This window comes from Burkholderia theae (assembly GCF_048565265.1).
GTDB lineage: Bacteria > Pseudomonadota > Gammaproteobacteria > Burkholderiales > Burkholderiaceae > Burkholderia > Burkholderia theae.
Map to the genome: position 1 here is coordinate 831,489 of NZ_CP183461.1, position 22,962 is coordinate 854,450.

The window sequence follows — 22,962 nt, forward strand, 5'->3', positions numbered from 1 at the left end:
ATGAACAGTAAGATTGCAATAATTGGGATAGCTTGTCGGTTTCCCGGGAGCGCAAACAATCTTGGCGACTTCTGGCAACTGCTGCGCGACGAACGCGACGCAGTGACCGAGATCCCCGCCGAACGTTTCGGTACCGATTTCTATCGGCACCCGTCCAAACGCGAACCGGGCAAGAGCTACACGTTCTCGGCCGGCGTGCTCGACAACGTCGCCGGCTTCGACGCCGCGTTCTTCGGCATTTCCCCGCGCGAAGCGGCCCAGATGGATCCGCAGCAGCGCCTGCTGCTCGAACTCGCGTGGGAAGCGTTCGAGGATGCGGGCGTGCGCCCGGCGGACATGCGCGGCCGCAACTGCGGCGTCTACGTCGGCGTCGCGGGCACCGACTACGGCAACCGCAACATGGACGATCTGAACGTGATCGATCCGTATTCGGCGACCGGCAATACGCTGAGCATCGCGTCGAACCGCGTGTCCTATCTGTTCGACCTGCGCGGCCCGAGCATGTCCGTCGACACGGCCTGCTCGTCGTCGCTCGTCGCACTCCACCAGGCCGTCCGCGCGCTGCAGTCCGGCGAAGCCGACACGGCGCTCGCGGGCGGCGTCAACCTGCTGCTGCACCCGTTCGGCTTCGTCAGTTTCTCCAAGGCGTCGATGCTGTCGCCGCGTGGCCGTTGCCGCGCGTTCGATGCGACCGGCGACGGCTACGTCCGCTCGGAAGGCGGTGCGTTCGTGCTGCTCAAGCCGCTCGATCGCGCGCTCGCCGACGGCGACACGATCCATGCGGTGATCGCCGGTTCCGGCGTGAACTCGGTCGGCCACTCGCCGGGCGGCATCAGCGTGCCGGGCGCGGCCGCGCAGGCGTCGCTGCTGCGCAGCGTATACGCGCGCGCGGGTATCGATCCGCAGTCGCTCGCGTACCTCGAGGCGCACGGCACCGGCACGGCGGTCGGCGATCCGATCGAGGCGCGTGCGCTGATCGACGTCGTGTCAGGCGAGCGCCCGGCGGATCGCCCGCTGCTGATCGGTTCGGTCAAGACCAACATCGGCCATCTCGAGACGGCATCCGGCATGGCCGGCCTGCTGAAGGCCGTGCTGTGCCTGAAACATCGCGCGGTGCCGCGCTCGCTGCATTTCGTCACGCCCAATCCCGGCATCGATTTCGACGGCGGGCGTCTGCGCGTCGTCGATCGCTACATGCCGCTCGATGCAGGCGACGCGCCGCTGACGGTCGGCATCAACTCGTTCGGCTTCGGCGGAACGAACGCACACGTCGTGCTGACCGAGGCGCCGCCGGCAGTTGTAAAGGATGCGTCGACGGCTGCACAGGAACCGTCTCAAGCACCGTCGCCGCTCGTGCTGACCGCCCGTAGCGCGAACGCGCTCGGTGCGCTCGCAAGCCGCTTTCTGGCAGCGCTCGAGAACGGCGCCGACTGGCAGGCGCTTGCCGCCGCGGCCGCACGTCGTCGCCAGTGGCTCGAGCATCGCGCGATCGTCGCGCCGGCCGACGTGGCCGCAGGGCGCGCGGCGCTCGCGGCGCTGGCGCAGCCGGCGCAGGAAGGGTTGCCGGCTTGCGTTGTGACCGGCCAGGCACCCGCCGACGCGCTGCGCACCGCGCTCGTGTTCTCGGGCAACGGTTGCCAGTGGGTCGGGATGGGCAACGAACTCTATGCGGAGAACGCCGTCTTCCGCGCGGCGCTCGACGAAGTCGACGCGCTGTGGTGTGCGGACGGCAGCCCGTCGCTGGTCGACGTGATGCGTGGCGGCCCGAGCGCGGAATGGCTGGCCGGCGCGGGCGCCGAATGGCTCGCCGCGACGGAGAACGCGCAGCCGCTGCTGTTCGCGATCCAGGTCGGCATGATCCGCGTGATCGACGCGCGCGGCATGCGATACGACGCGGCGATCGGCCATAGCGTCGGCGAAATTGCGGCGGCGTGGGTGACGGGCGCACTGTCGCTCGCCGACGCGGTGCGCGTGATCAAGATCCGCAGCCGCGCGCAGGCGATGACGCGCGGCAGCGGCCGGATGGCGGCAGTCGGCATCGGCGAGGCGGCGGCACGCGAACTGATCGCGCGCCACGGGCTGGCGCGGCGCGTCGAGATCGCCGGCATCAACAGCCCGGATGCGGTGACGCTCGCGGGCGAACTGCAGGGATTGCAGGCGCTGGAGGCTGCGCTGCGCGGCAGCGGCAAGTTCTTCCAGATGCTGGATCTCGACTATGCGTTCCACAGCAGCCACATGGACCGCATCGAGCCGGTCGTGCTGGCCGAACTGGCGAGCCTGCGGCCGCAACCGGGCAACGGCGCTTTCGTGTCGACCGTGACCGGCGGCGCGCTCGCCGGCAGCGAACTCGATGCGCGCTACTGGTGGCGCAATATCCGCGAGCCCGTGCGCTTCGGCGACGGCATCGCGCATCTGATCGAGCAGGGCGTCCGGCTGTTCGTCGAGGTATCGCCGCATTCGATCCTGCGCACGTACGTGAAGCAGGCGCTCGCGGCCGCCGGTGCGACCGGCGTGGCGCTGCCGACGCTCAAGCGCGATCACGGCAGCGCGGCGACGCTGCGGCAAGCGATTCTCGCGGCGATCGCGCATGGCGCGAGCGTCGATCCCGACCGCTTTGCGCCGGGCACGTCGCGTGCGGCGCTGCCGTCCTATCCGTGGCAGCGCGACCGCTACTGGCTGACGCCGACCGCCGAAGGCTACGGCCTCGTCAATCGCCGTCGCGAGCATCCGCTGCTCGGTTATCGCCTGCACGAACACGCATTCGCGTGGGAAAACCAGCTCGATCCGGCGAAGCTGCCGATGCTGGCCGATCACGTCGTCGACGGCGGCGTGGCGTTCCCGGGTGCGGGATACGTGGAAATGGCGCTCGCCGCGGCACGCACCTTCTTCGATACGCCGGATGCGGCACTCGAAAACGTCGAGATTCGCACGCCGGTCGTGTTCCAGCCGCAGCAGGCGAAGCTGTTCCGACTCGTGATCGAGCCGCGCACCGCGACCTTCACGATCGAGACGCGCGACCGGATGTCCGACGGCGCATGGACGCTGAACGTGACGGGGCGGATGCTGGAAAGCGGCAACGTGCTGGGTGCCGCGAGCGTCGTGCCGTCCGACACGCTCGATCGCCTGCTCGCGCTGCCGGCCGCTGACGGCGACACGCTGTACGCGAACACGGCGGCGATCGGCCTCGGCTACGGGCCGGCGTTCCGCTGGGTCCGCTCGGTGCGGGTCGCCGCGGACGACGACGCGGCGCTGGCCGACGTCGCCGCGCCTGCCGCATGCGGCGATGCGCGGGCGCTGTCCGCCTATCTGCTGCATCCGGCGCTGATGGACAGCGGGTTTCATCCGCTGTTCGCGTTGCTGGCGGCGCACGCGCGCGACGGCGAGCATCCGGCTTACGTGCCGGTGCAGATCGGCCGGGTCGACTATCTGCGCGGCGACGCGATCGAACGGGTGCTCGCGCGGATCGACCGGCGCAGCCCGCATTCGATCGTCGCGCATTTCGAATTCCTCGACGCGCACGGTGCGATCGTCGCGCGGCTCGGCAGTTGCCGGTTCCGGCGCGTCGATCTCGTCGGTCGTCGGCAGAACCTGCCCGCGCGCTTCGTCTACCGCCTCGAAGAGGTGCCGCTGCCGAACGAAGTCGACGCAGCCGGTTTGCCGGCTCCCGATGCGCTGCTCGCGCAAGCCGTCGCGCGGCTCGATGCCGCCGAACAGGACGGCCGCCGCACGCAGCATCTGACCGAAATTCTGCCGCTGCTCGACGTGCTGGCGAGCCTCTACGTGCTTCGTGCATTCGATGCGCTCGGCGCATTCGCCGGCACGTGGCAGCCGGCGGCCGGGCGTGCGGCGCTGGCTGCGCGTCTTGCCGACATGCTCGTCGAGGACGGTCTGGCCCATCGCGACGGCGATCGCGTCGTGCGCGACGATGCAGCGTGCGCGGCGTTGCCGCCGCTCGACGAGCTGTGGCGCGGGCTGCTGGCCGAGTCGCCGGGGCACGTGGCCGAGCTGACGCTGCTCGCGCATTGCGGCGCGGCGTTGCCCGACGTGCTGAGCGGCGCGAAGGATGGCGCACGTTTGCTGTCGCCGACCGGGCACAGCCTGGTCGAGCAACTCCTTGCCGCATCGCCGACCTGGCAGCACGTGCACGCACTGCTGACGGCCGGCGTCGAGCAGGCCGTCGACGCATGGCAACCGGCGCGCCGGTTGCGCGTGCTCGAACTGGGCGCGACGGACGGCGACGTGCTGCAGACGCTCGGCATGCATCTCGCGGCCGCGCGCTGCGATCACACGATCGCGGCGACGGCCGGCCAACTGGCCGGGTTCGACGCGGACGCGGAATCGGCGGTGCGCACGGTCGCGCTGCAACCGGGCGAGCGGCTGTCGCTGGCGGCCGACGAAGCCGGCCCCTACGACCTGATCGTCGCGAACCGTGCGTTGAGCGGCCGTCAGGATGGGGTCGATGCGCTGAACGCGATGCGGTCGTGGCTCGCGCCGGGCGGATTGCTGCTGCTGGCCGAGTCGCGCCGCGGCCGCTTTTCCGACATCGTGTTCGGCTCGCAGGCGTCGTCGACGGAAGCCGGCGCGCCCGTGCCGCTGGCGCCGGCCGATCTCGATGCGGCGCTCGAGCGCGCGGGCTACGTCGACGTCGTGCGGCACGTCGAGCAGTCGCTCGACCTGGACGGCACACCGACGTTCGTCATCGCGCGCAACCCCGCGAGTGCCGCTGCCGCGCATGGCTGCGACGGCACGAACGATCTCGATACGCTGGCGCGCAGCGAGCAGTGGCTCGTGATGCACGCGCCGGATGTCGTGGGCGGCTTCGGCGGACGGCTGGCCGATGCGCTCGCGCACGCGGGTTATCCGGCCGAAATCGTGGACATCACACACGCGGCCGATGCGATCGCGTCGTTGCCGGCCGGGCAGCCGGCGCATGTCGTGTTCTGCGCGCCGGAAACGCCGCTGGCCGAATCGGCCACGGGAGACGGCCTGATGGCCGCGCAGCGCGACGGCGTGATCGCCCTTGCGGCGCTCGTGCGCGCGCTCGGCGCGCAGCCGAACGCGGCCACGCGGCTGACCGTCGTCACGCGTGGCGGCGCGCCGTTCGCCGGTGCGGCGAACGCGCATCCGGAACAGGCGACGCTGTGGGGCCTCGGTCGCGTGCTGGCGAACGAGCATCCCGAATTGGCGTGCCGCCTGATCGACGTCGATCGCGCGGCGGACCGGATTCCCGACGCGCTGATTCGCGAGCTGACCGGCGCGGCAGTCGAGGAAGAGGTCGTCCTGAGCGCACGCGGGCGGCTGGTGCCGCGCATGCTGACGGCCGCGCAGGCCGCGGCCCGCAACGACGGCGCGATCGCGCGCGCGGCCGTGCTCGCGTTCGATGCGCCGGGCTCGCTGCGCAATCTCGAATGGTTTGCGCTGCCCGAACGCGCGCTGGGCGCGGACGAGGTGGAAATCGAGCCGGTTGCGACCGGCCTGAATTTCCGCGACGTGATGTATGCGATGGGGCTGCTGTCCGATGAAGCGGTCGAGACCGGCTTCGCGGGCGCGACGATCGGCATGGAGCTGTCCGGCCGCGTAGTGCGGGTGGGCAGCGCCGTGACGGAATTCGCGCCGGGCGATGCGGTCCTCGGATTCGCGCCGGCGTCGTTCGCGACGCGCGTCACGACGCGCGCGCAAGCGATCGCGCCGAAACCCGAGCGCCTGTCGTTCGAGGAAGCGGCGACCGTGCCGACCACGTTCTTCACCGCGTATTACGCGCTCGTCGAACTCGCGCGGCTGCGCCGCGGCGAGCGCGTGCTCGTGCATGGCGGCGCGGGCGGCGTCGGCATCGCCGCGATCCAGCTCGCGCGCCACTTCGGCGCGGAAGTGTTCGCGACGGCGGGCAGCGACGAGAAGCGCGAGTTCGTGCGCCTGCTCGGCGCCGACCACGTGCTCGATTCGCGCAGCCTGGCGTTCGCGGACGACATCCGCGCGATGACGGGCGGCCAGGGCATCGACATCGTGCTGAATTCGCTCGCCGGCGAAGCCATGGTGCGCAGCATCGATACGCTGCGTCCGTTCGGCCGTTTCCTCGAGCTCGGCAAGCGCGATTTCTACGAAAACAGTCATATCGGGCTCAGGCCGTTCCGCAACAACATCAGCTATTTCGGCATCGATGCCGACCAGTTGATGGGCGTGCTGCCGGAGCTGACGGCGCGTCTGTTCGGCGAAGTGATGACGCTGTTCTCGGCAGCGGCACTGCATCCGCTGCCATATCGCGCGTTCCCCGCCGAACGGGCCGAGGACGCGTTCCGCTACATGCAGCAGGCGCGCCAGATCGGCAAGGTGCTCGTGACCTATCCGTGCGGCACGCCGGCACCGACGCGCGGCGTCACGGGCGCGGGTTTGCTCGCGCTCGATCCGCATGGCGCGTACCTGGTGGTCGGCGGTACGGGCGGGCTCGGTTTCGCGAGCGCGCGCTGGATGGTCGAGCGCGGCGCACGCCAACTGACGCTGGCGAGCCGTTCCGGCGAACTCGCCGTCGCGGCGCGCGACGAAGTCGAGCGCTGGCGCGACACGCTCGGCGTCGCGGTCGACGTCGTGTCGTGCGACGTGACCGACGCCGCGGCGGTCGACGCGATGATTGCCGCGATCGTCCGGCGCGACATCCCGCTCAAGGGCGTGCTGCATTCCGCGATGTCGATCGACGACGGCCTCGTGCGCAATCTCGACGATGCGCGCATGGCCGCGGTGCTCGCACCGAAGGTGGCCGGCGCGTGGAACCTGCATCGCGCGACGCGCGCGCTGCCGCTCGACCTGTTCGTGGTCTATTCGTCGGCGACGACCTATCTCGGCAATCCGGGGCAATCGAACTACGTCGCGGCCAACAGCTTCCTCGAGGCGCTCGTCGAACATCGCCGCGCGGCGGGTCTGCCCGGCACGTTCATGGCCTGGGGGCCGCTCGAGGACGTCGGCTTCCTCGCCCGTCACGCGGATACGCGCGAGGCGTTGCAGTCGCGGATCGGCGGCGCGTCGATCACGTCCGACGAGGCGATGATCGCGCTCGAGCGGGCGCTGGTCGCGGGCGCGGCCGGCGAAGCCGTGGTCCGGCTCGACTGGCACGCGGTGGCACGCGGGATGCCTGCCGCGAAGGCGCGCCGCTATTCGCTGCTGCAATCGCATGCGAAGGGCGGTGATGCGCGCGACGGCGGCACGCAGTTGCGCGAAGAGGTGCTCGCGTTGCCGCGCGACGAGGCGATCGCGCTGGTTGCCAGGACGCTGCAGGCGCAGATCGCGCGGATCCTGCACATGACGCCCGATCGCATCGCGCTCGACAAGTCGGTGCTCGACATGGGCATGGATTCGCTGATGGGGATGGAACTCGGCCTCGCGGTCGAGGAGGCGTTCGAGGTCAAGCTGTCGGTGATGGCGATCGCCGAGGGCGCGTCCGTGACGACGCTGGCCGGACGCATCGTCGATTCGATCGGCGCGTCGGCCGATGCCGAAGCCGGCTCCGCGACCGATTCTGCACACGAGGCGGTCGCGGCGCTCGCCGCGAAGCATGCGATCGACGGCGAAGCGCGCGCGATGCTCGATACCCGGGCAGCGCCGGTCGCGGGTCATGCGTCGCCGACGCTGGAGGTCGCCCGGTGAGCGCACCGACCGGCTGGGCGACCCGTCAGGGCACGCTGGCACGCCCGCTGACGATCGACGGTCACGGCTTGCACACCGGGCGCCGGGTGGGCGTGCGGATCCTGCCCGGGCGTCCGGAAGACGGTGTGACGGGCATCGCGTTCCGTCGCGTCGAGCAGGGGCGCACGCTCGCGACGCTGCCGGTCGACCCCGCGCTGCGCCGCGCCCAGCCGCTCTGTACGATGCTGCGTAATGCCGACGGTGTCGGCGTTCGCACGATCGAGCATCTGCTCGCGTCGCTGCTCGCGTGCGAGATCGATCACGCGATCGTCGAGCTCGACGCAGAGGAAGTGCCGATTCTCGACGGCAGCGCAACGCCGTGGGTGGACGCCATCCTCGCGTGCGGCCGCGTCGCGCTCGATGCGCCGAAGCGCTTCATCCGCGTGCTGCGGCCCGTCGTCGTCACGGACGGCGAGGGCGACCAGCGGCGCGAAATGCGGATCGAGCCGGCACCGCGCTACGAACTGAGCGTGCGCAACGACCTGCGCGGCTTCGGCGACATGCACTGGGATGGTGCGCTGACGCCGGCCGCGTTCGCGACCGAAATCGCGCCGTCGCGCTCGTACGGGCGCGTGAAGTGGGCCGTGCCGGCGATCGTCGCCGGTTATCTGCGCGGCGTGCCGATCCTGCGCGGCGCGCGGCCGTCTTGCACCGCGTCGATCGTCGGCAATCGCGTGCTGGGCGGGATGCGGCTGCCGGAGGAGTTCGTCCGGCACCGCGTGCTCGACCTGGTCGGCGACCTCGCGCTGGCCGGCGCGCCGCTGCTGGCGCGCGTGAGCGCGTTGCGGCCGAGCCACGAGATGAATTTCCGGCTGGTCGATGCGCTGCTGGCTACGCCCGATGCGTGGCAGTGGGCCGAGTTTTCCGACGCGTGACACCACGCTTTTTCAAAATGCGCGGCGTAACATAGCGTCTTTTCGAGATACAGCGAAGGAAGCAATGGCACTGGGAGAGCATCTTCGCCAGCAACTGGCGGCGAAAGCCCTGAAACGGCAACTGGAACGCGCGACCGATGCCGCCGCGGCGCCTGGCGTACCCGGCACGCCGGCTGCGCAGACCGCGTCGGCGCGCAGCCGCTTCGAATCGATGCCGCAGTATCAGCAGGTCCGGATCATGCGCGAGATGGGCGAGAAACTGCGGGTCGACTCGCCGTTTTTCCGCGTGCACGACGGCGTTGCCGGTGCGACGACGCAGATCGGCGGCCGCGAATACCTGAACTTCGCGAACTACAACTACCTCGGCCTTGCCGGCGATCCGGCGGTGTCCGCGCGCGCGAAAGCCGCGATCGACCGCTACGGCACGTCGGCATCGGCGAGCCGGATGGTCGCGGGCGAGCGCCCGGTGCAGCGCGACCTCGAGCGCGCGCTGGCCGCGTTCTACGAGACCGACGACTGCGTCGCGTTCGTGAGCGGCCATGCGACCAACGTGACCGTGATCGGCGCGCTGTTCGGCCCGGGCGACCTGATCGTCCACGATGCGCTCGCACACAACAGCATCGTGCAGGGCGCGCAACTGAGCGGCGCGAAGCGGCTGAGCTTCGCGCACAACGACTGGCAGGCGCTCGACGACCTGCTGTCGCGCGTGCGCCGCGAATACCGGCACGTGCTGATCGCGATCGAAGGGCTGTACAGCATGGACGGCGATTTCCCCGACCTGCAGCGCTTCGTCGACGTGAAGACACGCCACGGCGCGTTCCTGCTGGTCGACGAGGCGCATTCGCTCGGCGTGCTCGGCGCGACCGGCAAGGGCATCCGCGAGCATTGCGGCGTCGCGCCCGACCAGGTCGACATGTGGATGGGCACGATGAGCAAGACGCTGGCCGGCTGCGGAGGTTTCATCGCCGGCTGCCAGCCGCTCGTCGACATGCTGCGCCATCTGGCGCCGGGCTTCCTGTACAGCGTCGGGCTGGCGCCGACGCTCGCCGAAGCGTCGCTGGCCGCGCTCGAGCGCCTGCAGGCCGAACCGGAGCGCGTCGCGCAGCTGCAGGCGCGCGGGCGACAGTTCCTGACCGAGGCGCGCGCGGCCGGGCTGAATACCGGCACGAGTGCCGGGTATGCGGTCGTGCCGGTGATCACCGGCAGCTCGCTGAAGGCCGCGCAGTGGGCGAATGCGATGTTCGACGAAGGGATCAACGTGCAGCCGATCTTCTATCCGGCCGTCGAGGAAAAGGCCGCGCGCCTGCGCTTTTTCATCTGCTCGACGCACGAGCCGGAGCAGATCAGCCGGACGGTCGCCGTGTTGTCGCGGCTCGCGGGACGCACCGCATGACGCAGGCCGCCGCGGTCGCACAAGCGGTCCCGCACGCTGGCGAGCGTGTGCGGTTTCGCGCGGCCGGCGCGGACGACGCGGCCGCGTGCGCGCCGCTCGTGTTCGCGTCCGGCGTGGCCGAGTTCGGCTTCTTTCTCGGCGAAAGCGAGGCGCGCTGCATCGCTTTCCTGCAGCAGGCGTTCCGGTCGCGTCTTGGGCGCTTCTCGTGGCGCCGGCATCGCGTGGCGGTCGGAGAGGACGGCACGGTGCTCGCCGTGATGGCGATTCACGACGGGCAGCGGACGACGTTCGACGACGTGCATGTCGTGTGGGCGCTCGCGCGCTGCTTCGGCGCGCGCCGCACGATCGGCCAGTTGTTGCGCGGGCTGATCCTCGAAACGGAAATCCCGGCGCCGAAGCGTGCGCAGATCCTCGTCGCACATTGCGCGACGGACGAGCGCCAACGCGGCACGGGTATCTTCAGCGCGCTGTTTCGCGATGCGCTGGAAACCGGCGCACTGCCGGCCGACGGCAGCCGCGACATCGTGCTCGACGTGCTGACCCGCAACGCACGCGCCCGCGCGCTGTACGAGCGGCTCGGGTTCGCCGCGCTGCCGCGCCCGCGCGCCCGCTCGCGCCGGCTGCCCGCCGAGCTCGATTCGATCCGGATGCGGTTCTCGCGCGGCGCCTGACTGCGCGAACAGCGCCGGCTGCTACTTGTGGCGCGGGCTGAACGGCCGCTGCTCCACGTCGGCGCCGTGCGCGACGATCGCCGTGCCCTCGGGCACTTCCTCCCACGCGCCGCGCAGGTCGACGAGCGGCTCGGACACGACCATGAACGCGTCGTCGCCGGCTTCGGCGATGCGCGGGTTATGCGGATACAACTCGTGCAGGTGCTTGAACGACGTGCTGTGGAACAGCGAGCGCGATTGTCGTTCACTGGAGTAGCGCACCGCGATGATCCGTTCGCCGTCGGTCGCGCAGATCGTCATGTTGAGCGGGTCGGCCACGCGATGCCGCGCGGCGGTTTCCTCGACCACGCCGACCATCCGTTCGAGCGCCGGCAGCGGCATCTGCTCGAGGCCGTACGTCAGCGCGAGGCGGAACATCAGCTCGGAATCGGTCGAGCCTTCGAGCGTCGGGAACAGCGCGGGATCGACCTTCATCGTCAGGTCGCGGCGCAGCTTGTGGAAGTCGCGGATCAGCCCGTTGTGCGCGAACAGCCAGCGGCCGTGGCGGAACGGGTGGCAGTTGGTTTCCTGCACGGGCGTGTCGGTTGCCGCGCGGATATGCGCGATGAACATCCGCGAGCGGATCGCGCGCGCGGCTTCGCGCAGGTTGCGGTCGTTCCACGCGGGATGCACGGAGCGGTAGCGGAACGGGAGTTCGTCGGGGTGCCCGTACCAGCCGATGCCGAAGCCGTCGCCGTTGGTGGTCGTGGCGCCCAGCTCCGAATGCAGGCTCTGGTCGATCAGCGAATGCTTCGCGCGGAACAGCACGGTCTCGAGATGGATCGGATTACCCGTATAGGCGAGCCAGCGGCACATGGAGCGCTCCTTCACGATGGATCGTTCGCGCATGGTAGCCGACTTCGCCGCGCATTCGGGTCCGCGTGCGCCGCCGAATCTTCATACAACGTGTGCCCGCACGCGCGCTGCGCAACCGCCCGGCCAGGTGGCCGGGCGCCACGTAACGGTTGTCATGCAGCGGCCGTCACGCTCCGTCGCCGAGCGCGTCCATCACGCGCGCCGAATAGACGAGCGCCGCGCCCGCATTCAGCGCAATCGCGACGCCGAGCGCTTCCGCCACTTCCTCCTTGGTCGCGCCGTGCTTCGCCGCTTCCGCCGTGTGCACGGCGATACAGCCGTCGCAACGCGTGGTGACGGCCACCGCGAGCGCGATCAGTTCGCGCGTCTTCGCGTCGAGATGGCCCGTCTTGGCGCCGGCGCCGGACAGCGCCTTGTAGCCGGCCAGCGTATCGGGCGACAGCTTGGCGATCTCGCCGATGCGCGTCGAGAGTTCCTTCCGGTATTCGTTCCAGTTCAGCATGATGCGTCCTTTCGAGTAGAGGTGAGGAGGGCGGCGGGCGCCGCGATCTCGGGCGATGCAGGGCTATTCTGATCGCTCGCGCTGAGGGTTTCGATACGCTAGAGTGTCAATTTTTAGCGCAATCGTCTCATGGATGCATTGAGTCAACTACTGTCGCTGGGCCGCAGCCATGTCGAACTCGACGTGCGCTGCCTGCTCGACGGGCCGTTCGCGATGCCGCACGACCCATTGCCGCCCGGCGAGGCGGCGTTCCACCTGGTGCTGGCCGGAACCTGCCGGCTGCGTACCGCCGACGGGCGCACGCTGCAGCTCGACGACGGCGATTTCGTGCTGCTGCCCGCGGGCGGCGCGCACGACCTGCTCGATGCGGGAGCCGGCCGGTCGCGGGCCATCGCGCCGCTGCGCGAATCGGGCACCGGCGGCGCGGTGCTGCCGGTCAAGTCGAATCTCGACCCGGCCGAACCGGGCGGCGCGAGCGTGGACCTGCTCTGCGGGCGGTTCGTCTATGCGCGCGGCGCGGGCGAGCTGCTGATGCGCACGCTGCCGCACGTGCTGCACGTCGGATTGCGCGAGGCATCGGGATTCGCGCCGCTGCAACTGCTGACGAGCGTGCTGCGCACCGAGGCATCGAATGTGCAGCCTGGCGCCGGTGCGATCGTCAACGCGCTCGGCCAGGCGCTGCTCGCGTATGCGTTGCGTGCGTATGGCCGCGGCGCGCGCGTGCCGTCCGGCTGGCTCGCGCTTGCGGCCGATGCGCGGCTCGGCCCGTCGGTCCAGGCCGTGCTGCAGGCGCCGGAGAAGCCCTGGACGGTCGAGTCGCTCGGCGGCGCGTCGGCGATGTCGCGCGCGACATATGCGCGGCATTTCCGCGAGAAGGCCGGGATGAGCGTCGGCGCGTTCGTCGCGCAGATCCGGATGATGCATGCGTGCGCGCTGCTGCAGGACACGCAGCGCGGGCAGGCGGAGATCGGGCAGGCGGTCGGCTACCAGTCCGAGGCCGCCTTCGGCAAGGCGTTTCGGGCGGTGCTCGGCACGACGCCGGGGCGCTGGCGGCGCGCGCAGCGCGAAATGTAAGACTGCAAGCACGGCTGTCTTGGCGCGTGCCAAAGCTGCTACCATGCGCGAAACGCAGTTCAACGAAAACGATTTCGAACAAGAAGAAAGAGAGGGCAAAGTTATGAACCAGACCAGCATCCAGCAGCCGTCGTTCGCGTTCGTGGCCGCATCGTGGGCCGCGCTGCTCGCCGGCTTCGCGGCATTCCTGATCGGACTCTGGAACGCCGGCATGCAGCTCAACGAGAAGGGCTACTACTTCACCGTGCTGGTGTTTGGCCTGTATGCGGCGATCTCGCTGCAGAAAAGCGTCCGCGACCGCGCGGAAGGCATTCCCGTCACGGGCATCTATTACGGCCTCAGCTGGATCGCGCTGCTGCTGTCGATCGCGCTGCTGATCGTCGGCCTGATCAACGCGACGCTGCAGTTGAGCGAAAAGGGCTTCTACGCGATGTCGTTCGTGCTCGCGTTGTTCGGCGCGGTGGCCGTGCAGAAGAACACCCGCGACCTGCAGAGCGCGAAGCCACGCTTTACCGACTCCGATTCCGCGTCGTCCGTCCAGGAGTGACGGCCCGCGAGGCGGGCGCCCACGAGGCCGCCCGTTTCGCGATGACGGCCGTGGGCGAACCGCATTCGCCGGTACGCCGCGCACTCCCCGCCGATTCGTTTCATCCATGCCGGTGCGCATGACGATGGAGATATTCAGGATGCCAGACCTCACAGAAGAAACCGCGCCGCGCACGCGCGCGGCCGCCCGTTCCGTGGCCGCGAGGGCCGCGTTCGTGCTGGAGACGAACAATTTGCGCGGCGGCGCCGGCCTCGCGCAGGCCGTCGACAGCCTGAAGCGCCTCGTCGCGGCGCTGTCGAAGCAGACCGTGCCGCCGACGGCACTCGCGCAATGGATCATCACGCACGACGGCCTGCCTGCCGATGCGTGCGCGCAGATCGCCGCGCTCGCCGGCCGCCCGATCGACTTCGTCGAGATCGGCGCGAGCACCGGCTACTACGATGCGAAGAACGATGGATTCGACCGCGTCGACGCGGAGCGCTGCGACATCGTCGTGTTCGGCGATGCCGATTGCCGGCCGGCCGACGACTGGCTCGAGCACCTGCTCGCGCCATTTGCGCGCGACGCGGGCGATGCGCCCGTCGCGGTGGCGGGGCGCACCAGCTATGCGCCGAACGTGCTCGGCACCGCGCTGACGTCGATCGACTTCATGTATTTCCCGAGCCCGCTGCGCGACGGCGCGACGCGCAATTTCTACGCGAACAACGTCGCGTTCCGGCGCGACGTGTTCGCGTCGTTCCGCTACGAGCCGCTCGACGGCGTCTATCGCGCGCATTGCCAGGTGATGGGGCTGCGGATGCAGGCGGCCGGCGTGGCCATCGAATTCGCGCCGGACGCGCACACCGAGCATCGGCTGCCGGACACGCAGCGCGAATCGCTGAAGCTGCGCTGGATGCGCGGCGAGGACAGCGTCGCGCTGACGCCGTATCTCGTGAGCGCGTATCTGCCGCGCCACTGGCAGTGGTTCGGACGCAGCGGCCCGCTCGCCCCGTTCTGCGTGATGGCGATGCGACTCGGCTACAGCCTGCGCGCGCTCAATCGCCAGCAGTTGCCGCGGCTCGGCGCCGCCCGCTATCTCGCGGCGGTCGGCGTCACGATCGTCGCGTCCGGCGTCGATACGCTCGGCGCGATCGCGCGCGGTTTCGGTCTCACCGGGCGCGCATCGGCCCGGCGCGATCTCGAAGCGCTGTCCTATCACCGTCATTGACACGGCGCCGCCACGACCGCCGACACCCTGCATCCATCCCGACGACGACCATGCCCTCACTCGCCACCCGCGTTGCCTGCCTCGCCCTGTTTGCCGCCAGCGCCGGCGTCCATGCCGCACCGGTCGATCACGCGGGGCGCGGGATCGTCCACTTCGCGTCGCAAAGCGGCTGCCCGTTTGCGAGCGCGGCCGCGACGGAGTGCAATCGCGTCGCGCTCGATGCGCCCGACGTTCATGCCAGCATCGATACCGACGCGCATGCGATCGTGTTTTCGAGCGATGCGAATCGCCGCACGAAGGACGTGCTCGGCGACGTGCTGCTGCAGGGCACGGGTGTCGACGGCGACGGCCGGCGCGTGCCGTTGAGCGTGCACGTGCTGCTGCGTCGCGATGGCGCGAAGTGGGATCGCGACGTGTACGTTCATGCGCCCGTGCGCGGCAAGTTCACCGATGTCCGGATCGATCCTTATCGTGTGCGCGTGAAGGAGGGCGACGGCGAGCGCGACATGCTCACGCCGGATGAAACGCTTGCGCTGTTCGCGCATCCGTCGCTGGCATCGCGGCTCGCGCGGCACCTCGTGAAGGTGAGCGCGACCGATCCGAAGCAGCCGTCGGCGGACGACATCACGATCGCGCTCGGCGTCGGCGGCTTGACGAAGTCGGTCGCGCGCGCGAGCTTCACGTCGAACGCACCGCACGATGCCGACGTCGATCGCGCGCTCGCGTCCGGCACGTGGTCGATCCGTTTCGATGCGCTGAGCGATCACATTCCGGTGTGGGTCGCGCAGCGCGAGCTGTTCCTGTTCGGTCTCGACGGCAGTGCACTCGTGAAGGACGTGCGCGAGCGCGGCTTCAGGAAGAACGACCGGATCGAATTCGGCGCGCGCGACGGCACCGGCTATCTGCGCGTGAACGGCCACGAGGAGGCATTCGCGGGCGCGGCCGCATCCGCGCATGCGTTCATGCAGGAAAGCTTCGTTGGCCTGATCCTCGGCTGGCGTCGCGATTCGGCTGCTGCTGCGGCGGCCGCGACGAAATCCGCGTCCGCACGGGGCATGCCCGCATGACCTCGGCGCGCGAACTGCCCGCTTCGCCGCAGGCGTCGCACGGCGAGCGCTTCGACTGTCTCGATGCGCCCGTGCCGCGCGGCGTGGCGCGAGCACGCGCCTATCTCGTCGATCGCATCAAGCGGGCGGCGCTCCGGCGGCTGCATCGCAGCCCGCATGGCGAGCGCTGGCTGTTGCGCATGTACCTGATCGGCGAAGAAGCGACCGAGTGCGCGCTGCACGAGGACTGGACCGGGCAGCCGCCGGACTGGCTTGCGCCGCGGATCGAGCAGCATCTCGCGGACGAGCACCGCCACGCGGCCGTATTTGCCGATGCGCTGCGCGCGCGCGGCGTCGTGCCGTCGACGACGCCGCACGAACTCGACTGGCTGAGCCGGCGCAAGATCATCCGATGGCGGCGGCTCGCGCAGCGCCATGCGCCGCACTTCGCGCAAGGCAAGCTCGTGCCCGCCTATGCGGCGGGCCTGTGTGCGGAACAGATGGCGATGCGCGTGCTCGCGCGCCACTGCGAGACGATCGGCGCGGCGCATCCGCTGTATCCGCTGTTCGCGCGCGTGCTCGCCGACGAGACGCGACACGTCCGGCTTTGCTCGGACGCGCTGCGCCGTCTCGTTGCACCGTCCGAAGCCGCACATCTTGCCGCGTTGCTGGACGAGATTCGCGCGATCGAGGCCGGCTTCGGCGTGACGGGCGCACTGGCGCTGTACGCGGCCGGCTGGCTCCAGTCGCTTCGTCCGCACGCATGATGCAGCGGATCGTCTATCTCGCGACGGCCGACGCGCGCGGCCACCTGATGCGTGCGCAACTGCTCGTGCATGCGTTGCGCGCGGCCGGTGCGCAGGTCGACGTGCTGACGACGTCCGATGCGGGGCAGGCATTCCTGTCGGCATTCGGCATCGACGCGGCCGTGCTGTCGCGTCACTACGCGGTGCAGTTCGACGAACGGCAGAACATGCTGCGCGACGCGACCGATCGCAACGTCGCGCACTACGTGTTCAGGCCGACACGCATGCTGCGCGACATCGCGCGGCTGCATGCGATCGTCCGCGATGCCGATCTCGTGATCAACGACTCGTTTCATCCGGCGCTGCTGTTCATGGGCGCGGTGCCGGGCTGGCGGCGTCGCATCGTGCACGTGTATGGCGGCAGTCTCCGCCGCGCGTTGACCGCGAACTTCGACGAGCGGCTGCCGCGCGCGCTGGCGCGTGCTTTCGCGCGGATCGTCGACTGGCAGATCGATTCGGCGCTGGGCTGCATTGAGCACGACTTTGCGTACGACGTCCCCGACGATGTGCCGCGCTCGCACCTGCATTGCCGGCTGCCGACGCCGGTACCGGTCGCCGCCGAACTGCCGGCTTCGGAACCGGCTGCCGCGGCCGTTTATCTGAACCCGCACTTTCGCGATGTCGCGATTGCCGATGCGCTGTCGGCCGGGATGCGCGACGCGGGGCTCGCCGCGCACCGCGTGGGCGAGGGTTACGCCGGGCACGACGGCTGGACCGGCGTCGACGCGGACTGGCCGACGCGCGCCGCACATGCGCCGCTGATCGTATCGGCGCCCGGCATGGCCGCGCTGTCGATCGCGCGCGTGTATCGCCGCCCGATCCTGCTCGTGCTGACCGATCAGCCCGAGCAGGCGAGCAACGCCGCGCGCGCGGCACGGCTGCAACTCGTGCACCGCGTCGTCACGTGGCGCGGCGATGCGGCCGCGTTCCGGCACGAAGTCGGGCAGGCCGCAACCGAGCTGATGTGTAATCCCGGCACACCGGCGGGAACGATCGCCGGTCGCGAGCATGCGCGTGCGCGCGTCGATGCATGGACGTCGCGCGTCCTCGCGTTGCGCCCGCGGGCGCAGGCGATCGACGGCGATACGCGATGCGAGGCGCCGGCGCCGCGATGAACACGTTGTCGTTTCGAGACGAGCGCCGGCTCGATATCCGGCAGATGCTGGCCGCGATGTTCGGCATGGTTGCCGGCCTTGCGATCTTCCTTTTGCTGGAACGCGGCGTCACGCCGCGCTATGTGTTCGCCACGGCGATCGATGCGCGGATTCCGTTCATCGCGTGGTCGTGGGCCATCTATGTCGGCTTCTTTCCGTTCGTGATTGCGCTTGCCGCGTATGCACGGCCATCCGCGTTCGCCGCGTTCAAGGAGGCCGCGCTGATCGCGTTCGTGCTCGGTGTCGTGTCCTTCCTGCTGTTTCCGGAAGCGGTGCCGAGGCCGGATGTCGCGGAGATCGGCAATGCGTTCCTGCGCCAACGTCTTGCGCGCATGTGGCAGCTCGATGTCGCGGCCAACGGTTTTCCGAGCCTGCACGTCGCGGTGACGTGCCTCGCGTGCCGGATGCTCGCGGACCGGCGCCGGATAGCGGTAACGGCGATCGGGTTGCTGATTTGTGCGTCGACGTTGACGCTCAAGCAGCATACGGTTGCCGACGTGCTGGGCGGCGTGGCGCTCGCGATGGTCAGTGCGCTGTGGGTCGAGCGCCGTTCGCTGCGCAGGAGGCTCGCGTGACGGATGCCCAGGTTCATCACGCCGGATCGAATGCCGAGCTCGCGCGGTTCGTGCCCGATCCCGCGCTGTTTCGCGTCAGCGCGTCGCGCGTCGGCGCGGCGCTGGCCGGCGACTGGCTGATGATTGCCGCCGCGTTCGCGGTTGCGATCGCATTCCCGCATCCACTCGTGTACGCGCTGGCCGCGATCGTGATCGCGCGCAGCCAGCTCGCGCTCGCGGTGATGATGCACGAAGGCGCGCACGGGTTGCTGGCACGGAACCGGCGCGTCAACGACGCGTTGGGCCAGTTGTTTGCGGCCGGCCCGCTGTGGCTGTCGCTGCGCACGTATCGCGCGGGCCATCTGAAGCATCATCGCGCGCCGATGCAGTCGGACGATCCCGTCGCGCTGCTGTTCGGCGTTCACGACTATCCGGTGACGCGCGGGCGGCTGGCCGGCCGCCTGCTCGCCTACGCGTGCGGGATCGGCTACGTGACGAGCGTCGTGAAGCTCGCGCGCGGCGAGTTTGCGCATGCGTTGCCGAAGGTCGGCAAGTCGCGCGCGTATGCCGCGTGGGAAGTCGCGTCGATGCTGGCCGGCAACGGCGTGCTGTTCGGCGCGCTGGCGCTGGCCGGGCATCCTCTGCTGTACGTCGCGTTGTGGATCGTGCCGTCCGTCACGCTGTTGCCGCTCGCCGGGCAGGTGCGCGCGATCTTCGAGCACGCGGGGCTGCCGGCTGGCGCGGACCAGAGCCGCAACGCGCGCACGATCGTCCGGCGTTCGTGGCAGACGTTCCTGTTCGGCCCGCACGCGATTCATTTCCATATCGAACATCACCTGTTCACGCGGATGCCGTTCCATAACCTGCCGATCGTGCACCGGCAACTCGCGCAGCGGCAGTTGCTGCCCGACGGCAATCTGTACGCGGGATACGGTGCGGTGCTGCGCGACGTGAGCGTGCGCTGAGGTGTCATCCGGCGCCGCATGCCCATCTTCCAGGAGCAAAAAAGTGAGAGTCGATTTCAAGCCGCGGATCCTGCATCGGGCGGTGCTTGCCGTGGCGCTCGCGATGCTGGCGGCCGGCGCGTGCGCCCAGACGGACCCTGCGGCGGCAACGCCCGCGAAGACCGATGCGCCGGCCGTCATCGCGGTCGGTAGCGGGCCGGCCGGCATCGCGTTCGGGCCGGACGGCAAGCGCCTGTACGTCACCAGCAACAGCGACAACACGGTCGCGGTGATCGACGTGGCGGCCGGGCAGCGCATGCGCGATCTGGGCGATCGACCGGCGAAGCCAGCCAAGGATGGGTGTCCTGACAACTTTTGTCGCGGGATGGGGGCGACGGGCATCGCGATCGCTGCCGACGAACGCCATGCGTACGTCAGCTCGATGCGTCCCGATTCGCTGGCGCAGCTCGATCTCGACAGCGGGCGTGTCGATGGCGTCGCGAAGGTGCAGCGTTTTCCGCAGGCCGTCGCGGTGTCGCCGGACGGCACGCGCGCGTATGTGCTCAACGTGGTCGCCAATTCGGTATCCGTCGTCGATCTCGCGACCTTCCGCACGCTCGGCAAGCCGATTGCGCTGAGCGGCGGGAGCGCCGGCAACCAGCCGTTCGGGCGGCCTGCCGCGCTCGCGTTGTCCGCGGACGGCCGGCGCCTGTTCGTCACGAACGGCGTGGCGGGCGGCATCGATGCCTTCGATACGCAGACGCGCGCGCAGGTCGGCACGATCGCCGATTCCGACGCATACGACGTTGCGGTCGAACCGCGTTCCGGCGATCTGGTCGCGCTGTTTCGCGACGGCATCGCAGCCTATGACGCGAACACGTTGCGGCCGCGTCAGGCCGCGCAGTATTGCCGCGCGCTGACGAGCTATCACTTGGCGTTCAGCCCGGACGGCCGCACGGTGGCTTTCACGCTGCCGCAGGAGAACACCGTGCTGGTCGCCGATCGCGCGACGGGCATGCTGCGCGCGGCATATCGCACCGGCGAATGGCCGCTCGCGCTGACGTTCAGTCCGGACGGCAGCCGGCTCGCGGTGCTCAATGCGAGCCAGGACGGCAGCGTGTCGCTGTTCGATGTGCGCGATCCGGGGCGATTGGCCGACTATGTCGCCGCCAACGGCGAGCTGTTCTGCCAACCGGCTGCGCAAGCCGCGTCGCAGTGAACGACAGGAATCGTCCGGCTGGCCCACGCGATGCGCGTACCGGCAGCCGGCGTGAATGGAACGGGTAAGGAGAACAAGATGATCCGGAATGCGAACGGGTTGGGCGTGCGCATCGCGACCTGCGCGGCCGTGGCCGTGCTGCTGAGCGCATGCGGCAATTTTCCGCTGGCGGGCGGGCCGTCGCTCGAATGGGTAGCCGGCACGCCGGGTTCGGAAGGCAATCTCGACGGCACCGGCGCGGCTGCGCGTTTCGCCGGCGCCCTGCGGCTGCATGCCGATCGTGACGGTGGCGTGCTCGTGGTGGACAAGTACGCGTCGACGGTGCGGCATATCGATGCGCAGGGCCGTGTGACGACGCTGGCCGGCCGCAGCGGAGTGCGCGCGTATCAGGACGGCGCGTCGTCCGCCGCGCGCTTCGACCAGCCCGGTGACGCCGTGCGCGCGCCGGACGGCATCGTCTACGTGGCCGACGCCGGCAATTCGCTGGTGCGCGCGATCCGGCCGGATGGCACCGTCGTGACGATCGCGGGCGTGCCGGGCAAGTCGGGCGACGTCGATGGTCCGCGCGGGGTCGGCCAGCTCGATCAACCGGACGCCGTCGCGCTCGACGGACAGGGCCGGCTCTGGACGCTCGAACAGTACTCGGGCCATTTGCGCATCGTCGGCGCCGACGGATCGGTGGCGACGTGGAAGCAGCCCGACGGCGATTGCACGCCGACGCGGATCCGCGCGATCGCGGCGAGCCCGGATGGCGCGATCTGGATCACCGACGGCAAGACGTTCGGCCGTGTGACGCCGACCGGTTATACGCCGCTGCCTTCATGCAAGGCCGCCGACGCATCGGATGTGGCGGCGGCTGCGAGCGACGCAGCGGCGGCTGCCACGCGCGTGCCGCCCGAACCCGGTCCGGTCGCTGCGCTGGCCGGCAGCGTGCCGTTCATCGGCGCGGCGCCGGCGAGCGAGACCGACAAGAACACCGAAGCAAGCGACGCACACGACGATCCCGACTACATCGCACTTGCGTTCGACGGCGCGGGGCAGATGATCGCGGCCAGCGCACGTTCGATCGTGACCGTCGGTGCCGACGGCAAGCCGGGCGCGACCGTGCGCATCGCGCAGCCGACGTTGCGCCGCGGCCGCTCGGACGATCGCGACCTGACGTCGCTGGCGATCGACGGATCGGGCCGCCGGCTGGTGACGACGGGCAGCGGCGAGGTCGTGCTGCAGGCGGCGCCGGACGGTCGCCTGCTCGCGTACGCGGGGGTGAGCAATCGCAGCGATGCGCTGCTGGTGACCGACACGGCCGACACGAAGGTCGTGCCGTTGCCGGGATCGGTCGACGACGACTTCGCGGTTGCCGCCGACGGCACGATCTACTACGTCGACCGGCTCGACGACGCGATCTACCGGATCGCGCCGGACGGCAAGGGCGAGCTGTGGGCAGGCGCGCCGGACGACAAGGGGCGCAGCGACGGGCCGCGCTTGAGCGCACGCTTCCGCTATCCGTCGGGGCTCGCGCTGGATGCGTCGGGCAACCTGTATGTCGCGGATAGCGGCAATGCGCTGATCCGGCGCATCGATCCGCAGGGCAACGTGCAGACGGTGAGCGGCAAGGTCAGCGACGAGACGCGGGTCGACGGCCCGTTCGCGCAGGCGACGTTCTGGCGGCCGCGCTACCTGCGTTTCGATCGCGATGGCCGACTGTACGTGCTCGACGACAGTCCGTATGTGGCGGGCCACGGCGCGAGCATCCGCCGGCTCGATTTCTCGACGGGAACGGTTGCGACGGTGGCGCGCGAGGCGCAGCAGTACAAGATTCCGCGCGAAGACGTCGAGCGTTTCGTCGCGAGCCGACGGCGGCCGGGCAGCTATGAAGATCTGGCGATCGGCCCGCAAGGACAGCTCTACGTGTTGAGCCGCGACGTGATCTGGCAGATCGATCCCGCGACCGGCGCCCACCGGATCCATTTCCTGCCCGGGCCGTGGCCGGCCGCCGAGCACGCGTACTACGGCGCGCTTGCGAAGGCGAAGTCGCGCGACGAGGAGGACCGGCTGACGAACAACCTGATCAGTTGCGACTGGACGTGGTGCATGCCCGACCGGATCGCGGCCGATGCAAGCGGCAACGTGTACGTGAGCGACAGCGGGAACCATACCGTGTTGCGGATCGACGCGAAGGGCGATGCGGCGGTGATCGTCGGGCAACTCGGGTCGCGCGGCAATCGTCCCGGCGCGTTGCCGGGGTCGCTGAATCGTCCGTCGGGAATGGTCGTCACGCCGCATGGCGATCTGTTCGTCGAAGTGGGGGAGGCGGGGATCGTGCGGTTGCGGGCGCCGGGAGCCGCGGTGGGGCAGGTGCCGGTTGCGACGGCGACGTCCGACGGGGCCGTGGCGGCGAATGCGCGTCAGCCGTGATGGACAGGGTGATTGTGGTTTGTTTG

Annotated in this window: 16 protein-coding genes; 14 read left to right on the forward strand and 2 right to left on the reverse strand. The window is 69.9% G+C overall.

The features are described 5' to 3' along the window. The 4 genes from ACN22W_RS03890 to ACN22W_RS03905 all read left to right on the forward strand — a co-directional run bounded on the left by ACN22W_RS03890 (window position 1) and on the right by ACN22W_RS03905 (window position 10,613). Window positions 1–7,635: a type I polyketide synthase gene (locus tag ACN22W_RS03890; RefSeq protein WP_419686320.1), complete on the forward strand. Its 7,635-nt coding sequence runs from the start codon at window positions 1–3 to the stop codon at window positions 7,633–7,635. Continuing rightward, window positions 7,632–8,549 carry a UDP-3-O-acyl N-acetylglycosamine deacetylase gene (locus ACN22W_RS03895; RefSeq protein ID WP_193097695.1) on the forward strand — a complete coding sequence of 306 codons (918 nt, stop codon included), beginning with the start codon at window positions 7,632–7,634 and terminating at the stop codon, window positions 8,547–8,549. Before ACN22W_RS03890 ends, ACN22W_RS03895 begins: the two co-directional genes overlap by 4 nt. A gap of 64 nt (window positions 8,550–8,613) precedes the next feature. Then, window positions 8,614–9,942, forward strand: a complete 1,329-nt coding sequence (locus tag ACN22W_RS03900; protein WP_193097696.1) for an aminotransferase class I/II-fold pyridoxal phosphate-dependent enzyme — start codon at window positions 8,614–8,616, stop codon at window positions 9,940–9,942. After that, window positions 9,939–10,613, forward strand: coding sequence for a GNAT family N-acetyltransferase (locus ACN22W_RS03905; protein WP_419686322.1), 675 nt, complete (start codon window positions 9,939–9,941; stop codon window positions 10,611–10,613). Before ACN22W_RS03900 ends, ACN22W_RS03905 begins: the two co-directional genes overlap by 4 nt. A gap of 21 nt (window positions 10,614–10,634) precedes the next feature. Here the strand turns inward: ACN22W_RS03905 and ACN22W_RS03910 are convergent, their stop codons facing one another. Then, the gene (locus tag ACN22W_RS03910) at window positions 10,635–11,468 is read right to left on the reverse strand and encodes a class II glutamine amidotransferase (protein WP_412023418.1); all 834 of its coding nucleotides are present in this window, start codon (window positions 11,466–11,468) and stop codon (window positions 10,635–10,637) included. A 166-nt stretch (window positions 11,469–11,634) separates the two neighbouring features. Then, entirely contained in the window at window positions 11,635–11,970 is a 336-nt protein-coding gene (locus ACN22W_RS03915) for a carboxymuconolactone decarboxylase family protein (protein WP_048242899.1), read from the reverse strand. Window positions 11,971–12,099: 129 nt separating this feature from the next. Between ACN22W_RS03915 and ACN22W_RS03920 the strand changes: the two genes are divergently transcribed. The 10 genes from ACN22W_RS03920 (at window position 12,100) to ACN22W_RS03965 (ending at window position 22,936) form a co-directional block, all read left to right on the forward strand. Then, window positions 12,100–13,044: a cupin domain-containing protein gene (locus ACN22W_RS03920; RefSeq protein ID WP_129513802.1), complete on the forward strand. Its 945-nt coding sequence runs from the start codon at window positions 12,100–12,102 to the stop codon at window positions 13,042–13,044. Between the two features lie 103 nt (window positions 13,045–13,147). After that, complete coding sequence (gene yiaA / locus ACN22W_RS03925; RefSeq protein WP_412022419.1) at window positions 13,148–13,591, forward strand: inner membrane protein YiaA; 444 nt, start codon at window positions 13,148–13,150, stop codon at window positions 13,589–13,591. A gap of 139 nt (window positions 13,592–13,730) precedes the next feature. After that, a complete protein-coding gene (locus ACN22W_RS03930; RefSeq protein ID WP_419686324.1) occupies window positions 13,731–14,798 on the forward strand; it encodes a glycosyltransferase in 1,068 nt (355 codons plus the stop codon). Window positions 14,799–14,848: 50 nt separating this feature from the next. After that, a complete protein-coding gene (locus tag ACN22W_RS03935) occupies window positions 14,849–15,865 on the forward strand; it encodes a hypothetical protein (RefSeq protein WP_419686325.1) in 1,017 nt (338 codons plus the stop codon). Next, window positions 15,862–16,611: a hypothetical protein gene (locus ACN22W_RS03940; protein ID WP_419686326.1), complete on the forward strand. Its 750-nt coding sequence runs from the start codon at window positions 15,862–15,864 to the stop codon at window positions 16,609–16,611. The genes ACN22W_RS03935 and ACN22W_RS03940 overlap by 4 nt, the downstream gene beginning before the upstream one ends. After that, window positions 16,608–17,765 carry a hypothetical protein gene (locus ACN22W_RS03945; protein ID WP_419686327.1) on the forward strand — a complete coding sequence of 386 codons (1,158 nt, stop codon included), beginning with the start codon at window positions 16,608–16,610 and terminating at the stop codon, window positions 17,763–17,765. The genes ACN22W_RS03940 and ACN22W_RS03945 overlap by 4 nt, the downstream gene beginning before the upstream one ends. Then, window positions 17,762–18,379 (forward strand): phosphatase PAP2 family protein, encoded by a 618-nt coding sequence (locus ACN22W_RS03950; RefSeq protein ID WP_419686328.1) that lies wholly within the window; start codon window positions 17,762–17,764, stop codon window positions 18,377–18,379. Before ACN22W_RS03945 ends, ACN22W_RS03950 begins: the two co-directional genes overlap by 4 nt. Continuing rightward, window positions 18,376–19,323 carry a fatty acid desaturase family protein gene (locus tag ACN22W_RS03955; RefSeq protein ID WP_419686330.1) on the forward strand — a complete coding sequence of 316 codons (948 nt, stop codon included), beginning with the start codon at window positions 18,376–18,378 and terminating at the stop codon, window positions 19,321–19,323. Before ACN22W_RS03950 ends, ACN22W_RS03955 begins: the two co-directional genes overlap by 4 nt. 43 nt (window positions 19,324–19,366) lie before the next feature. Further along, on the forward strand, window positions 19,367–20,521 hold the full coding sequence (locus tag ACN22W_RS03960) for a beta-propeller fold lactonase family protein (protein ID WP_419686331.1): 1,155 nt from the start codon (window positions 19,367–19,369) through the stop codon (window positions 20,519–20,521). 78 nt (window positions 20,522–20,599) lie between these two features. Beyond that, a complete protein-coding gene (locus ACN22W_RS03965) occupies window positions 20,600–22,936 on the forward strand; it encodes a hypothetical protein (protein WP_419686332.1) in 2,337 nt (778 codons plus the stop codon). Window positions 22,937–22,962 lie beyond the last annotated feature (26 nt).